The organism is Paenibacillus aurantiacus (assembly GCF_042431225.1).
Taxonomy (GTDB): domain Bacteria; phylum Bacillota; class Bacilli; order Paenibacillales; family Paenibacillaceae; genus Paenibacillus_Z; species Paenibacillus_Z aurantiacus.
This window is the reverse complement of sequence record NZ_JBHMDO010000010.1, coordinates 64,801-79,830: the sequence shown is the minus strand read 5'-3', so window position 1 is coordinate 79,830 and position 15,030 is coordinate 64,801. Positions and strand designations below refer to the sequence as shown.

General features: G+C 55.1%; 17 protein-coding genes. All 17 read left to right on the top strand.

The features are described 5' to 3' along the window. Positions 1-34 precede the first annotated feature (34 nt). The 17 genes from spoIIIAG to recN all read left to right on the top strand — a co-directional run bounded on the left by spoIIIAG (position 35) and on the right by recN (position 14,972). Positions 35-685, top strand: coding sequence for a stage III sporulation protein AG (gene spoIIIAG, locus ACFFSY_RS05290; RefSeq protein ID WP_377490968.1), 651 nt, complete (start codon positions 35-37; stop codon positions 683-685). A gap of 45 nt (positions 686-730) precedes the next feature. Next, on the top strand, positions 731-1,390 hold the full coding sequence (locus tag ACFFSY_RS05285; RefSeq protein ID WP_377490965.1) for a SpoIIIAH-like family protein: 660 nt from the start codon (positions 731-733) through the stop codon (positions 1,388-1,390). Positions 1,391-1,684: 294 nt separating this feature from the next. Next, complete coding sequence (accB, locus tag ACFFSY_RS05280; RefSeq protein ID WP_377490962.1) at positions 1,685-2,182, top strand: acetyl-CoA carboxylase biotin carboxyl carrier protein; 498 nt, start codon at positions 1,685-1,687, stop codon at positions 2,180-2,182. Between the two features lie 58 nt (positions 2,183-2,240). After that, entirely contained in the window at positions 2,241-3,608 is a 1,368-nt protein-coding gene (gene accC, locus ACFFSY_RS05275; RefSeq protein WP_377490959.1) for an acetyl-CoA carboxylase biotin carboxylase subunit, read from the top strand. Between the two features lie 261 nt (positions 3,609-3,869). Then, on the top strand, positions 3,870-4,277 hold the full coding sequence (locus tag ACFFSY_RS05270) for an Asp23/Gls24 family envelope stress response protein (RefSeq protein WP_377490956.1): 408 nt from the start codon (positions 3,870-3,872) through the stop codon (positions 4,275-4,277). A 103-nt stretch (positions 4,278-4,380) separates the two neighbouring features. Next, the gene (gene amaP, locus ACFFSY_RS05265) at positions 4,381-4,938 is read left to right on the top strand and encodes an alkaline shock response membrane anchor protein AmaP (RefSeq protein ID WP_377490953.1); all 558 of its coding nucleotides are present in this window, start codon (positions 4,381-4,383) and stop codon (positions 4,936-4,938) included. An 11-nt stretch (positions 4,939-4,949) separates the two neighbouring features. Next, positions 4,950-5,180 carry a DUF2273 domain-containing protein gene (locus tag ACFFSY_RS05260; RefSeq protein ID WP_377490950.1) on the top strand — a complete coding sequence of 77 codons (231 nt, stop codon included), beginning with the start codon at positions 4,950-4,952 and terminating at the stop codon, positions 5,178-5,180. 122 nt (positions 5,181-5,302) lie between these two features. Beyond that, positions 5,303-5,755 (top strand): transcription antitermination factor NusB, encoded by a 453-nt coding sequence (nusB, locus tag ACFFSY_RS05255; RefSeq protein WP_377490947.1) that lies wholly within the window; start codon positions 5,303-5,305, stop codon positions 5,753-5,755. A gap of 72 nt (positions 5,756-5,827) precedes the next feature. After that, on the top strand, positions 5,828-6,688 hold the full coding sequence (folD, locus tag ACFFSY_RS05250; RefSeq protein WP_377490944.1) for a bifunctional methylenetetrahydrofolate dehydrogenase/methenyltetrahydrofolate cyclohydrolase FolD: 861 nt from the start codon (positions 5,828-5,830) through the stop codon (positions 6,686-6,688). Positions 6,689-6,695: 7 nt separating this feature from the next. Then, on the top strand, positions 6,696-8,048 hold the full coding sequence (xseA, locus tag ACFFSY_RS05245; RefSeq protein ID WP_377490941.1) for an exodeoxyribonuclease VII large subunit: 1,353 nt from the start codon (positions 6,696-6,698) through the stop codon (positions 8,046-8,048). A gap of 4 nt (positions 8,049-8,052) precedes the next feature. Further along, positions 8,053-8,298 (top strand): exodeoxyribonuclease VII small subunit, encoded by a 246-nt coding sequence (gene xseB / locus ACFFSY_RS05240; RefSeq protein ID WP_377490938.1) that lies wholly within the window; start codon positions 8,053-8,055, stop codon positions 8,296-8,298. A 2-nt stretch (positions 8,299-8,300) separates the two neighbouring features. Next, positions 8,301-9,212, top strand: coding sequence for a polyprenyl synthetase family protein (locus ACFFSY_RS05235; protein ID WP_377490935.1), 912 nt, complete (start codon positions 8,301-8,303; stop codon positions 9,210-9,212). Between the two features lie 112 nt (positions 9,213-9,324). Continuing rightward, positions 9,325-11,223 (top strand): 1-deoxy-D-xylulose-5-phosphate synthase, encoded by a 1,899-nt coding sequence (gene dxs / locus ACFFSY_RS05230; RefSeq protein WP_377490932.1) that lies wholly within the window; start codon positions 9,325-9,327, stop codon positions 11,221-11,223. 15 nt (positions 11,224-11,238) lie between these two features. After that, a complete protein-coding gene (locus tag ACFFSY_RS05225) occupies positions 11,239-12,057 on the top strand; it encodes a TlyA family RNA methyltransferase (protein WP_377490929.1) in 819 nt (272 codons plus the stop codon). Positions 12,058-12,298: 241 nt separating this feature from the next. After that, positions 12,299-12,766: a hypothetical protein gene (locus ACFFSY_RS05220; RefSeq protein WP_377490926.1), complete on the top strand. Its 468-nt coding sequence runs from the start codon at positions 12,299-12,301 to the stop codon at positions 12,764-12,766. A 21-nt stretch (positions 12,767-12,787) separates the two neighbouring features. Further along, a complete protein-coding gene (ahrC, locus tag ACFFSY_RS05215) occupies positions 12,788-13,237 on the top strand; it encodes a transcriptional regulator AhrC/ArgR (protein WP_377490923.1) in 450 nt (149 codons plus the stop codon). A gap of 34 nt (positions 13,238-13,271) precedes the next feature. Next, entirely contained in the window at positions 13,272-14,972 is a 1,701-nt protein-coding gene (gene recN / locus ACFFSY_RS05210; protein ID WP_377490920.1) for a DNA repair protein RecN, read from the top strand. The last annotated feature ends 58 nt before the right edge of the window (positions 14,973-15,030 follow it).

Here is a 15,030-nt window from a genome sequence, read left to right as displayed (position 1 = left end):
GAAGGCGCAAGGAATGCGGGAAGGAGTGTTTACGGTGGCCAAATGGCTGGAAGGGTTCGAGAAGCTCGTCGGCGGTGGCCCGGGAGGGGAGAAGCGCGTGAGAACAATGCGGTGGCTGCTGCTGATCGGCGCGATCGGAATCGGTCTGGTCCTGTTCAACTCGTTCCTGACCGTGCGCACGGTGGATACGACGCTCGAGGCAGACCCGGCGCCCCAGAGCGCTTCCGGGGGGGACCAAGCTGCGTTTCTAGGCGGCGGTGGCGGCGAAGAAACGCCCTTCGATGCGATCGAGCGGCCGCTTGAGAGCCGGCTGAAAGACATTTTGGAGAAAATCGTGGGGGTCGGCGAAGTCGACGTGTTCGTCACGGTGGATTCGACCGAAGAGAGTGTCCCCGGTCGGGACGAAAGCGAATCGCAAGACGTCACGAGCGAGAAGGACAAAAACGGCGGCAGCCGGAACATCACCTCGATTACGAGAGACGGTACGATCGTCATTTATGAGACGGCAGACGGTAAGAAACCGTTTATCGTGAAGACAATAAAGCCCCGCATCCGCGGCGTGATGATCGTCGCGAAGGGGGCGGAGAATTTGACCGTCCGAAGGCTGCTCCTGGACGCGGTCCAGAAAGGGCTCGATGTGCCCCAAAACAATATTTCTGTCATTCCTCGCAAACATGCGTCATAAGATAGGACAAGTAAACAAGGACAAGTATAAGGGAGGCTAAGGTTCATGAATACGAAGAGACAAACGGTGTGGCTCGTATCGATGCTCAGCTTAATGGTGATTCTGTCCGCATACTATCTGTTCACCGAAGATGTCAGCACGTCTCCGGACTTGCTGACGGATGGGACGAAGCAGGAGCAGCCAGTAGACGGCGCGACGGAAGTGACGGCAGGCGGCGGTGCGAAAAACGATGAGCTCGTCGTGAACGAAGTGACGCAGGAAGGCGCTGCGGACGGCAAGATGACGGCGCAAGATACGAAAGCGGCGGAAGAAGCGGATGCCAAGGCGCTGGAGCAGGTGGCGGAACAAGGGCTGGCGAGCAATGTGTTCGATGAGCTGCAGCTGAAGCGCGACCAAGCGAACGCCGAAGAAGAATCGCGCCTGATGGCGGCGCTCGGCGATACGAAGCAAAATACGGATTCCGCGCTGCAGGCGATGGACCAGCTCGACCAGCTGGAAGAGAAGAACACCAAGGTAACAAGCTTGGAGGAAGAGCTGACCAAGACGTACAAATCGGTCATTATCACGCCGCAAGCAGGCGATAAATACAAAGTAGTCGTGAAAAGCGAGAAAGTCGACAGAAGCCAAGCGGACGATATTCTTGTCAAAGTTGTCGGCGCGCTCAACTTGAAGGCCGAGCAGGTCTCAGTGCAATTCGTACAATAGAAATAACCGCGCTGCGCGCGGGCAAGCCCTCTGTGCCGGTCGAGTCGATCCGTTCAGGGGGCTTCCTGTATTTCGTCCATGTAAATATTTAAGTTCGTGTTCAGAAGCGTTTATGCTATAATAACTCTGTTATGTGCAACTTTTGGCATCCGCCCTGGGCACCCGGTTGTTATGGCTTGGATCGCAACACTTCAAGCTGGACCGGGCGGCATCTTTCGCGCGGGTGCTTTCGGAACCGGTTTCCCCATTTCGGGACACCTTCAGGCAGCACAGAAACCTTTTAGGAGTGAAGTCATGTTTAAGCTGAACGAGATTAAAGAATTGATCAAACTGGTCGATCAAACGTCCGTACACGAGCTGGAAATCGAAAACGAGGGCACGCGTCTGCTTATTCGCAAGCCAGGCAAAACCGAAGTGGTGAACGTGCAGACCGCCCCGGTACCTACATATACGCAGCCACACGTTGCCGTCGCGGCGCCTGCGGCTGCCGCGCCGCAAGCCGCGCCTGCTGCCCAGCCGTCCACGGCGCAAGCTGCGCCGCAAGCGGACAACCTCCACCGGATCGTATCCCCGATGGTAGGCACGTTCTACCGTGCTTCCTCGCCGGACAACCCGCCGTTCGTCAGCGTGGGCGACCGCGTCAACGAGAAGACGGTCGTCTGTATTTTGGAAGCGATGAAGCTGATGAACGAGCTGGAAGCGGAAGTGAAAGGCGAGATCGTCGAGGTACTCGTCGAGAACGGACAGCTTATCGAATTCGGGCAGCCTTTGTTCCTTGTCAGACCTGAATAGGAAGGCGAGCCGCAGGACGGCGTAGCCTGAACAAAGCGCACGAAAGGAGCTCTACTACGTGAAATTCAACAAAATCTTAATCGCCAACCGCGGTGAGATCGCGGTGCGGATTATCCGCGCTTGCCGTGAACTCGGCATCGGGACGGTCGCGGTCTACTCGGAAGCGGACAGAGAGTCCCTCCACGTTCGTCTGGCGGACGAGGCGTACTGTATTGGACCGACGGCTTCCAAGGACAGCTACTTGAACTTGACGAACATTATGAGCGTGGCGACGCTAACGGAATGCGACGCCATTCATCCAGGTTACGGATTCTTGGCGGAGAACGCCGATTTCGCAGAAATTTGCGAGGCATGCAACGTCACCTTCATCGGCCCGTCGCCGCAAGCCATTACGAAGATGGGCGACAAGGCGGTAGCCAAACTTACAATGAAGGAAGCGGACGTTCCAGTTATTCCAGGCTCCGACGGCCTCGTCGAGGATATGGACGAAGCAGTCCGTGTCGCGCGTGAGATCGGTTATCCGGTCATTATCAAAGCGACAGCGGGCGGCGGCGGCAAAGGCATTCGTATCGCCGAGAACGAAGACGCGCTGATTTCGCAGATTACGACCGCTCAACAGGAAGCCCAGAAGGCATTCGGCAATGCCGGCGTATATTTGGAGAAGTATTTGACGGGCATGAAACACGTCGAAATTCAAATTATGGCCGACAAGCACGGCAACGCGGTCCATCTGTTCGAACGCGACTGCTCCGTGCAGCGCAGGCGCCAGAAGCTTGTCGAAGAAGCGCCGTGTCCGGTTCTGTCCCCGGCGCTCCGCGAGCGGATGGGACAAGCGGCCGTACGCGCGGCGCAAGCCGTTAACTACGCAGGAGCCGGCACGCTTGAGTTTCTGCTTGGGCCAGACGGCAACTTCTACTTCATGGAGATGAATACGCGTATTCAGGTCGAACATCCGGTTACGGAATTGATCACGAACGTCGATTTGATCAAAGAAATGATTTCTGTCGCCGAGGGCAATCCGCTCTCGTTCAAGCAGGAAGATCTTCGTATCAACGGATGGGCGATCGAATGCCGCATTAACGCCGAGGACTCGGAGCGCAATTTCATGCCGTCTCCAGGCAAAATCGATTTCTACCTGCCGCCGGGCGGTCTAGGCGTACGTGTCGACAGCGGCGCTTATCCGGGCTACACCATCTCGCCGCATTACGACTCGATGATCGCGAAGCTGATCGTATGGGGAGAGACGCGCGACGAGGCGATTGCGAGGATGAAGCGGGCGCTGTCCGAATTCGCAATCGACGGTATCCGGACGACGATTCCGTTCCATCTGAAGCTGCTGAATCATCCGAAATTCCTGAAAGGGAATTTCGACATCAAATTTCTGGAAGAACATGACGTCAATAATCCAACTCCCGAAGAAGCGTGATTGTCAGCAGGCAATAGCCTGCTAACAGCTTCGCTCGAGGACACGGACTTGAACGGAGGGAGCGTCCGCGCTCCCTCTTGTCGCGAAACGAACATGTCGGCGCACTGTGGGTTCAACCTTATTGGGGGAATACGCTATTCTTTGTCCCCGAAGGTTTGTCATAATTCCCGCCGAATGCTATAGTATAAGAATAGGAAGCGGATGAGCCCTTCCGGCTGCGGGCCGGTTGGTACGCTACTTTACGGGAGGTGTAAGAAGACCATGAGCACGCTTGCGGCAGATTATGAGAAGACAGACATGGGCACGATTCAGATTGCACCCGAAGTCATTGAAGTGATCGCTGGCTTGGCCACGATCGAAGTTCCCGGCGTAGCGGGCATGAGCGGCGGTTTTGCCGGTGGCATTACCGAGCTGCTTGGACGCAAGAACTTGGCGAAAGGCGTTAAGGTCGAAGTCGGACAGCGCGAGGCGGCCGTCGATGTCTCGATCATTATCGAATACGGTAACCGTATTCCTGAGATTGCTTCGGAGATCCAGCGCAACGTGAAGCGTTCCATCGAGATGATGACGGGATTGCACGTTGTCGAAGTCAACGTACATATCCATGACGTTCACTTTAAGGCGGCGGAGAAACCGGAAGAGGAAGAGACGGCGCACCGCGTGAAGTAATCGGTCATTTTGGACCAATTAGATATTAAACCCCCTGTGGATGGGCTTGCCGCTCGGCGCCAGGGGGTTTTTATTCAGTCCGGCCACAAGGAGGAATCTGCTCGTGATAAGAATGTTGGACAAGCTGCTGTTATTCATCTACAGCCTTGCGGTCGGTACGATCGCCGTCCTTGCCTTCTGCGCCGGGTTCAAATGGCTGCCGAAGGAATGGCTAAGCGATGGAGTGAACGAGCTGTACCGGAATGAGGCGATTCAAGCCGCGGTCATCATCGTTTCGGCTATCGTATTTCTCATTAGCCTGCGTTTCTTCTATGTATCGCTCAAGCGCGGCGCCGCCTCGGCGATGTCGATTGATCAGCGTACCGAATTCGGCGATATCCGCATTTCGATCGAAACGGTCGAGAATCTGGTGCTGAAGGCAGCGGGACGCCAGCGCGGCGTGAAGGATTTGCGTGTCCGCATCCGGCTGACGGACGCTGGCGTAGATGTGACGATCCGCGCGATCGTGGACGGCGAAAGCTCGATTCCTACGTTGACCGAAGAGATTCAGCGCTCCGTCAAAACTCACATTGAAGAGATTACGGGGATACCGGTTGCTGACGTATCCGTATTCGTTGCGAACATCATCCAGACGTCCAGCGTGAAACCCCGCGTGGAATAGGAGGATCGTCAATGCGGAGAGAGATTTGGGAAACCTACGGGGGGCGCATAACGGGAGTTGCGACCGGCATCATACTTGGCATTCTCTACTTTATCGTCGGTTTTTGGGACATGCTGTTCTTCGCACTCCTGCTCTGCATCGGCTATACGGTCGGCAAGAGCAAGGACGAGGGGAGCGGGCCGTTTATTCCTTGGGGTCGGATAACGGAATGGCTCATGCAGCGATGGAGACCATTTAAATAGCGTTATGATCTCCTCCGTACTCCGGACGAACGGCTAGTATGACGTTCGGGGCAGGGAGGAGATCATATTTTTATGAAGAGCGTGACAGGCTCGTCAAGATAGACCATTGTTAGGGAGGACCTATGAAACGAAGGCTTGCACGGGAAATTGCGGTACAAAGTTTGTACCATATGGAAATGAACGAGGTTACGGCCGCGGACGCGGTGAACATGCTGGCGGACGAAGCACGCAACGATGAGAACGAAATCGGCGCATCCGCCGCGGACATGTCAGCCATCGAGGTCTACGTGCGTGAATTGGTTCACGGCGTCATTGAACATAAACAAGCGATAGACGATATGCTCCAAACCTATTTGACAGGCTGGCAGGTTGACCGTCTATCTCGCGTCGATCGGCAAATTTTACGGCTTGCCGCCTACGAGATGGTATTCCGGACCGATGTGCCGCCGAAAGCTGCGATCAACGAAGCGATCGAGCTGGCGAAGCATTTCGGCACGGACGAGTCGGGCAAATTCGTGAACGGCGTACTGGGCAAGCTGCTGCAGGCGCTTGATGAGTTGAAACCAAAAGCGTAAGGGGAGCCCTTACGCTTCTCGTTTGACAGGAGACACGCGGACGACGATATCAGATTAAGGGAGAGGAACATCGTGACGGCACAGCGTATTGAAGGGAAAATAATTTCGGATGAGATTCGTGCGGAACTAAAGGCGGAAGCGGCTCAACTGGCGGCAAGCGGAATCGTACCAGGACTCGCGGTTATTCTTGTAGGCGAGGATAAAGCTTCGCAAGTCTATGTCTCCAACAAGGCGAAGGCGTGCGAGCAGCTCGGCTTCTACTCGGAAGTACACCGTCTTGATGGCGCGACTTCCCAGACAGATTTGCTGGCGCTGATCGATACGTTAAACCACCAGTCGAGTATCCATGGCATATTGGTACAACTGCCGCTTCCTTCGCATATTGAAGAGAAGGCAGTCATCGATGCCATTAGCGTCGAGAAGGACGTCGACGGGTTCCATCCAGTTAGCGTTGGCAATATGGTCATTGGCGACGACAGTCTTCTTCCTTGCACGCCGGCAGGCGTCATCGAACTAATCAAACGGAGCGGCAATACGATTGCGGGCAAACATGCGGTCGTGATCGGCCGGAGCAATATTGTGGGCAAGCCGGTCTCGATGCTGCTGCTGCGTGAGAACGCAACCGTCACGATTTGCCATTCACGTACCACGGACATGGAAGCGATCGCCCGTACGGCAGATATCCTCGTCGTCGCAATCGGTAAGCCGGAAGCGATCGGCGCCAGTTACGTCAAACCGGGCGCGATAGTTATCGACGTTGGCATTAATCGTTTGGCGGACAACCGGCTTGTCGGCGACGTGGATTTCGAGACGGCGAAGGACGTAGCCGGTTACATTACACCGGTACCCGGGGGCGTTGGTCCGATGACGATTACGATGCTCCTGGCCAACACGCTGAAGGCGGCGAAAGCTTCGGCGGCGCGTAAGGCGTGATTCGGCCATGAAACAAGATGCGAAAGTGTATTCAATTAAGGAGATCACGCGTTACATCAAAATGAAGCTCGAATCGGACAATGTGCTGGGCGACGTTTGGATACGCGGCGAAATTTCCAATTTTACGCACCATTCCAGTGGGCATATGTATTTTACGCTGAAAGATCCCGACAGCCGGCTTAAATGCATCATGTTCGCTTCCCATAACCAGCGTCTTCCTTTCAAACCGAAGGAAGGCGCCAAGGTGCTGGCGCGCGGCAACTTCTCGGTTTATGAACGGGACGGCAATTATCAGTTCTACGTGATGCAGATGCAGCCTGATGGGATCGGCAGCTTATATTTGGCTTACGAACAGTTGAAACGGAAGCTGGAGGAAGAAGGCTTGTTCGCCGTCTCCCGTAAGCGGGCCATCCCGAAATTTCCGAAGGCCGTCGGCATTATAACATCTCCGACCGGCGCAGCCGTCCGCGATATTATCATCACGCTGCAGCGCCGCCACCCTTCCGTGCCGGTGCTGCTTTTTCCTGTTCTTGTCCAAGGGACTGGCGCGGCACCGGCCATCGTTAACGCGATTGAAACGATGAACCGATTGGCGGAAGTCGACGTATTAATTGTAGGGCGCGGCGGCGGATCGTTAGAGGAGTTGTGGGCGTTCAACGATGAACGCGTCGCCCGCAGCATCGCGGCGTCGACGATACCGGTCATTTCCGCGGTCGGTCATGAAACAGATTTCACGATCGCCGATTTCGTTGCTGATCTTCGGGCGGCGACGCCTACTGCGGCGGCGGAATTAGCCGTGCAGAACGTACAAGAATTAAGCACGCAGCTCGGGCAGATGAACGCGAGGCTCGCGCAGGCTTTGAAGTCCGCGGTTAGATCGCGAGGCGAGCGGCTCGCAAGGCTGCGGCGATCGCCGGTGTTCGTCAATCCGCGCAGATATTTGCTACAGCAAGCCGAACGGCTCGACCGATTGAAAGAGCGGCTTGAAGCGCGCACCGTGCGCCGTGCGGAACGAGGCAGAGAGAGATGGCTCAGAATCCAGGCGAAGCTGGCCTCGGCCCACCCGGGTGAGCGCGTGGCGATTGAAGCCAAGCGCGTCGAAGCGCTGACCCGCCGTATGGAAGGCGCCATGAACAGCACGATGAAAGAGCGTCAGTTGATGCTGGTGTCGGCGATGAAACAACTGGATGCCTTAAGTCCGCTTAAGGTTATGTCACGCGGCTATAGCCTGGTCTACGATGAGGCGGAGAAGCAGCTTTTGAAATCGATCAAGGACGTGCAGCCAGGCGATATCGTGAAAGTGAAATTAGCCGATGGCCAGCTGGATTGCCAGGTATGGTCGATGAAAGGGGAATCGTGAGCATATGGAAGAACAGCAAGTAAGCTTTGAAGAAGCGATGGAACGGTTAGAATTAATAGTAGGACGTCTGGAGAACGGTGACGTTCCGCTCGAAACCGCGATCGAGCTGTTTCAAGAAGGCATGAAGCTCTCCCAATTGTGCGGCTCGAAGCTCGAAGAGGTAGAACGCAAGATCGAGGTGCTGATTGAGGGTGAAAGCGGTCTTCAGAAAAAACCGTTTGCGCCTGCAAACGAAGACAGAGGGGATTAGACGTGAGCGTTTCGATTTCGATCAAGGAATATTTGAAAACCGTGACGGCCGAGGTGGAAGAAGCGCTTGGCAATTCGTTCCCATCCGAGCTCGGCGTGCCGGCCACGCTGCGCGAAGCGATGATGTATTCGCTGGAAGCCGGCGGCAAGCGGCTTCGCCCCGCGCTCTTACTAAGCGCGGCGGAAGCGGTGCACGGCAGCAAGCCGCTTCGCCAAGCAGCGATGCCGGTTGCGTGCGCCGTCGAGATGATTCATACGTACTCCTTGATTCACGACGATTTGCCTGCGATGGACAATGACGATTACCGCCGCGGCAAGCTGACGAATCATAAGGTGTTCGGCGAAGCGATGGCGATTCTGGCGGGCGACGGGCTGCTGACGCATGCGTTCTATGCAGTAGCTCAAGCAGCGAAGCTGGGCGTGCCTGCCGAGACGGTACTGGCGATTTCGTCGGACCTAGCTTTGCTCGCAGGGGCACCGGGCATGGTGGGCGGTCAGGCGGCGGACATTCTGGGCGAGCAGGGGATTACTTCGCTTGCAGAGCTTGAATATATCCATCTTCGCAAGACGAGCGATCTAATGGTGTTCTCCGTGACTGCGGGAGCAAGGGTTGGCGGGGCTTCCGCGGCGCAGCTGACGGCCGTGGGCGAATTCGCCCGCAAGCTGGGGCTCGCGTTCCAAGTCCAAGACGACATTCTCGACGTTACGGGCGATGAAGCGAAGCTCGGCAAACCCGTCAACAGCGACGTTGATCAGCAAAAAGTCACCTATCCTTACTTAATTGGACTCGAGGAGAGTACGGCACTTGTACAACGTTTGACGCTGGAAGCGAAAGAGGCGCTGGCAAGAGCCAACCTGACATCGCCCGAGCGGCTGATCGACATCGCGGATTACTTGATGCGGCGGGACCACTAACTGCTAACGGCTAACATATTGGGGATTTTGTAACACTGTGATATAATGTGTCACAAAGTCAGACGTAAATCGAGAACCGGTAGCCGCCTGCAATGAAAGCGAGGAAATGAATGTGTTGCTCGAACATATTAACGGGCCTAAAGATTTGAAAACCTTAACCGTTCCGCAGCTGGATGAGCTTGCCGCTGAGATTCGCTCTTTTCTAATCGAGAAGCTCTCCGTTACGGGTGGTCATCTTGCTCCAAATCTGGGCGTCGTCGAGTTAACGCTTGCGATGCATTATCTTTTCGACAGCCCGACGGATAAATTTATTTACGATGTCGGACATCAATCGTATGTCCATAAAATATTGACTGGCCGGAAAGACCAATTCGACACGTTAAGGCAACATAAAGGTCTATGCGGGTTCGTCAAGCGTTCCGAAAGCGAGCACGACGTCTGGGAAGCGGGACATAGCAGCACGTCGTTGTCGGCCGCGATGGGCATGGCGCTGGCGCGCGATTTGAAGGGCGAGACGAATAAAGTCGTTGCCGTGATCGGCGACGGCGCGCTTACGGGCGGCATGGCGTTGGAAGCACTCAACCATATCGGGCATGAGAAGAAGAATCTCCTCGTCATCCTGAACGATAACGAGATGTCCATTGCCCCGAACGTCGGCGCGCTTCATCATTACTTGTCCAAAATCCGCACGGACCGTCATTACCAGAAGGCCAAAGAAGAGTTGAACCAGTTCCTGAAGAAAATACCAGCTATCGGCGGGACGCTTTCCAAGACGGCTGAACGACTGAAGGACAGCGTCAAATATTTGCTCGTCAGCGGCATTTTGTTCGAACAGTTCGGCTTTACGTATTTCGGACCGGTTGACGGACATGACATTCCGCAGCTGCTTGATGTGCTGGAACAAGCGAAGAATGCGTCAGGTCCGGTAATGGTCCATGTCGTGACGACAAAAGGAAAAGGGTACTCCCCGGCAGAGAAGGACTCGCATAAGTGGCACGGAATTTCGCCTTATAAGATTGAATCGGGACAGGTATTGAAAGCGGTCGGACCGCCGATGTATACGGAAGTATTCAGCGAAGCGCTGATTGATCTGGCTATGGAGGATAAGCGCATTGTCGCCGTTACGCCGGCCATGCCGGGCGGATCTGGACTGCTGAAGTTCGCCGAGCTGTTCCCGGGGCGCATGATCGACGTTGGCATCGCCGAACAGCATGCGGCCACGCTGTGCGCGGCACTGGCAATGGAAGGCTTGAAGCCGGTTTATGCAGTGTATTCGACCTTCCTGCAGCGGGCGTACGACCAAGTCGTTCACGATATTTGCCGGCAGAATCTGAACGTGATCTTCGCGATTGACCGCGCCGGCTTTGTCGGTCCGGACGGCGAGACGCACCATGGCGTCTATGACATCGCTTATTTGCGCCATGTGCCGAATATGGTGCTCATGATGCCGAAGGACGAGAACGAGCTGCGCCGGATGATGAAGACGGCCGTCGACTACAATGATGGACCGATCGCAATCCGTTATCCGCGCGTGAACGGCGTCGGCGTGGAGATCGAGAAGGAAATGATTCCGATTCCGATCGGCACGTGGGAGACCGTGCGCGAAGGCGACTCCTCCGTCATTGTGGCCATCGGCCCGATGGTGCAAGTCGCCGAGGAAGCGGCAGATCAGCTCAAGCGCGAAGGACAGAATGTGCGAATCGTGAATGCGCGCTTCATCAAGCCGCTTGACGAAGCGATGCTGCTGCAGCTGGCGAAGGAAGGCTTGAGCATAATTGTGCTGGAAGAGGGATCCGAGCAAGGCGGTCTCGGCAGCGCGATTCTCGAATTTTACTCGCAGCGCGGCATCAGCGGCTTGAATATTCGGATTATCGGCGTCCCGGATGTTTTCGTTGAGCATGGTTCCATCAAGGAACAGCGCCAAGAGACGGGACTTACGGCAGAACGCGTTTGCAAGGAGCTGCGCGCATTGAAGCCGGTATTGCGGCAGCGAGCGAACGGAACGGCATAAGAGCGGGAGAGTAGCATGACCTCAGGGAAAGAACGAATCGATATTTTGCTTGTTGAACAGGGTTATTACGAAAGCCGCGAGAAAGCAAAGGCCGCTCTAATGGCAGGTCTTGTCCTCGTGGATGGGGAACGGGTGGAGAAGGGCGGCATGAAAGTGCCGCGCACCGCATCGATTACAGTCAAAGGCGCGCCGCATCCCTATGTTAGCCGCGGCGGATTGAAGCTGGAGAAGGCCATTCGCGCATTCAGCCTGGATATGAACGATGTCGTCATGTTGGATATCGGGTCGTCGACCGGGGGATTTACAGATTGCGCATTGCAGAACGGCGCACGTTATGTGTACGCCATCGACGTCGGTTATAATCAGCTGGACTGGTCGCTCCGCCAAGACGAACGCGTCAATGTGATGGAGCGGACGAATTTCCGCTACATGACGCCAGAGGATTTGAAAGGTCCGGTGCCGACGTTTGCGACGATCGACGTTTCCTTTATTTCGCTCAAACTGATTTTGCCTACGCTCGGCACGTTATTCGCGCCTGGTTCGGGGGTCATGGCGTTGATCAAACCCCAGTTCGAGGCGGGACGCGAGAAAGTCGGGAAATCAGGCGTCGTACGAGAGCCGGCGGTCCACCGAGAGGTATTGCGAACCATTACCGACTTTGCCGCCGCCGCTGGATACGAGCTTCGTCATCTAACGTTCTCGCCGATTACGGGCGGTGAAGGGAATGTGGAGTTCTTGGCGCATTGGGTTTGGCGCGGGGCTCCGGTTGATAGCGTGCCTGGTGACGACCAGATCGCCGCGGTCGTAGCCGAAGCCGGAACGACCTTTAAATAAGATACAGATTGGCTTGAATGAGTCTCTTAAGCGATGCATATGCTTGAGAGACTTTTTCGTCTTGTTCCCCTTTGCACGGGCGCAAATATTTGATAAACTGAAAAAGCAAACAAGCGTTCGTAAATGCGTCGCATTGTTCGCTCAGGCTCCTACGTTACCTATTCTGCATCATGCTGCGGCCAAGCGGGCAAACCGCTTTTCGAACAGAACGGACAGGAGAAGAGCGAACGGAGGGATCGGCTTGGGGAAATACGGAGACTGGCTTGTCATGCTGGTCGCGGTTGTGCTAATTGTCCTGCTGCTCTATCGGCTCTTCTATCGTTGGCTGCATGAGCCGCCTTCCATGCATTCCGAAGTGCTGCTTAGCCGGGCGGAAGAGGTAGATGACGAGGACGAGCATGTGAAGCTGCTGGAAGAGGAAGGCTTCGACGTTACATACGGGCGATACAAGGTCCCAATCCATATAGACATTGATACAGGCGAGCAGCTGCAGAGCAGGCTGTTCATCGACATGATCGCGGAGAAAGACGGGAAGCATTATATTGTGAAGACGGCACGAGAGCGCATGCCGCTGGAATGGACAGGCAGCGGGTTGAGAGACAAGCTATTGGTGTATGCGCTGCTGCTTCCGGAGGCGTCAGGCGTGGTTTACGTGAACGCGCGCGAACGAACGGTAAGAATGATTACGTTCCATTTTCCAGACCAGTAGGCGTCAATATAGGAGGATACCATGAAGAGTGTTCGTCATATGAAAATACGAGAGATTATTACGGGCAGCATCGTCGAAACCCAGGAGGAACTGGTTGACTCGCTGCGCGAAGCCGGGCTCCAAGTGACCCAGGCTACGGTGTCGCGCGATATCAAGGAACTACAACTGATCAAGGTGCCTGCTGAGGATGGACGCTATCGCTATTCACTCCCGCAAGAGCAGCGCATGAACCCGGTCCACAAGCTGAAGCGGGCGTTGGCGGATCACTTTCTTCATATCGACTCCACGGAGAATTTAGTTGTCATGAAATGCCTGCCGGGAACGGCAAACGCCATCGGCGCGATGATCGACAACATGGAGTGGAACGAAGTGATGGGCACCATTTGCGGCGATGATACCATTCTTATTATTTGCCGGTCCAAGGAACAGAGCGGCGACGTCATCGAGCGCATGCTCGCTTATATGAACTAATTATCAGGCCACCGTTAACAAGGAGGAATTCTGCATGCTTCGCGAATTATCTATTCGTAATTTGGCTGTTATTGAATCGGTATCGGTCCGGTTCCACGATGGGTTTCATGTTCTGACGGGGGAGACTGGCGCCGGCAAATCGATTCTCATCGATGCGCTGTCCCTAATTGTCGGGGGCAGAGGGTCGTCGGATATGGTCCGATACGGCTGCGATAAAGCCGAGATCGAAGCGATGTTCGAGCTTCCGGCTGTTCATCCCGTCTGGTCAACGCTTCATGGATTCGGGATCGAAGCGTCGTCGGAGGAAGGTTTGGTCGTTCGTCGCGAGCTCTCCGCACAAGGGAAGAACGTGAGCCGAATTAATGGCCGGATCGTCACGATGTCCATGCTTCGCGAAGTCGGCGAATTCCTTGTCAATATCCACGGTCAGCACGAGCATCAGTCGTTATTCAAGACGGAGCGACATTTGGACTGGCTTGACTTATATGCCGGCGAACGCGTCGAAGGACTTATCGCACGCTATAAGGAGACCCATCGCAAATATGATGAGGCGCGTCATAAGCTGAAGGAGCTGGAGGATTCATCGCGTCAGAACATGCAGATGCTGGATCTGTACAGGTTCCAAATCGAAGAAATTTCCGGAGCGAAGCTGAAGCCAGGAGAAGATGAATCGCTTCAGGAAGAGAAGCAAAAACTAATGTATGCCGTAAAGCGCAGAGATTCCGCATCTGAAGCCTATGCGTTACTGTATGGCAACAAAGGGCTTGACGCGATTAGCCGTTCGATCTCTCGGCTTGATGATATACGGGATTATGATCCCGAAGTGCTGAACCCCCTGCTGGAGCAGGTTCAGTCCGCTTTTTACCAGCTGGAGGATGCCGCGTTCCAATTGCGCGACTATCGCGACGGTGTAGAGTCGGATCCGGAACGACTCGCCGAGATTGATGATCGGCTTGATCTCATTCACAGCCTCAAACGCAAGTACGGAGAGACAATTCCGGATATTTTAACTTACTTGAAGCGGATACAGCACGAAGCCGACAAGATGGAGAACCGGGACGAGCATATTGAACGTCTCCGCAAGGAAGAGGAGCTTCATTATGAGGAAGCGGTGAGATTCGGCCTGTCGTTATCGGAGCTGCGCCGCGGTGCTGCACATAAGCTCGCGGCCGCCATTGAATCCGAGCTGCGCCAGCTTCAGATGGAACGGACTACGTTTAGGGTCGAGCTTCTCATGCACAAGGTCGGCGATAAGTACAAGCTGCTTCACAACGGTATAGATGAAGCTGTTTTTCTGATCGCACCGAATCCGGGCGAGCCGCTGAAGCCGCTGAACAAAATCGCCTCGGGCGGCGAGATGTCGCGGATCATGCTGGCGCTTAAGACGATATTCGCATCGATCGATCAAGTTCCGACGCTTATTTTCGACGAGGTCGATACCGGTGTTAGCGGCCGTGCCGCTCAAGCGATCGCAGAGAAGATGTCGCGTCTGTCGCGTCAATGCCAAGTGTTCTCCATTACGCATTTGCCGCAAGTGGCGTGTATGGCCGACCATCATTACGAAATCCGCAAGTCGATCGTCGCCGAACGGACATCGACGAATGTAACCGAGTTGGAGTTCGTCACCCGCATTGAAGAGCTCGCTCGCATGCTCGGCGGCGTGGAGGTCACAGAGAAAACAAGGCACCATGCGCAGGAAATGCTCGACTTGGCCAGACAACAGAAAGGCGCGTAGTGAAAGGGTTTCAGGGAATGTTTTTATCGACATAAAACATTAGGGGCAGGGTTACCTT

Bases quoted from the DNA above. Each gene is read 5' to 3' on its own strand.
- nusB (WP_377490947.1), top strand. From the start codon at position 5,303: ATGAAACGAAGGCTTGCACGGGAAATTGCGGTACAAAGTTTGTACCAT.
- recN (WP_377490920.1), top strand. From the start codon at position 13,272: ATGCTTCGCGAATTATCTATTCGTAATTTGGCTGTTATTGAATCGGTA.
- accB (WP_377490962.1), top strand. From the start codon at position 1,685: ATGTTTAAGCTGAACGAGATTAAAGAATTGATCAAACTGGTCGATCAA.
- ACFFSY_RS05225 (WP_377490929.1), top strand. From the start codon at position 11,239: ATGACCTCAGGGAAAGAACGAATCGATATTTTGCTTGTTGAACAGGGT.
- xseB (WP_377490938.1), top strand. From the start codon at position 8,053: ATGGAAGAACAGCAAGTAAGCTTTGAAGAAGCGATGGAACGGTTAGAA.
- ACFFSY_RS05285 (WP_377490965.1), top strand. From the start codon at position 731: ATGAATACGAAGAGACAAACGGTGTGGCTCGTATCGATGCTCAGCTTA.
- xseA (WP_377490941.1), top strand. From the start codon at position 6,696: ATGAAACAAGATGCGAAAGTGTATTCAATTAAGGAGATCACGCGTTAC.
- ACFFSY_RS05260 (WP_377490950.1), top strand. From the start codon at position 4,950: ATGCGGAGAGAGATTTGGGAAACCTACGGGGGGCGCATAACGGGAGTT.
- ahrC (WP_377490923.1), top strand. From the start codon at position 12,788: ATGAAGAGTGTTCGTCATATGAAAATACGAGAGATTATTACGGGCAGC.
- ACFFSY_RS05270 (WP_377490956.1), top strand. From the start codon at position 3,870: ATGAGCACGCTTGCGGCAGATTATGAGAAGACAGACATGGGCACGATT.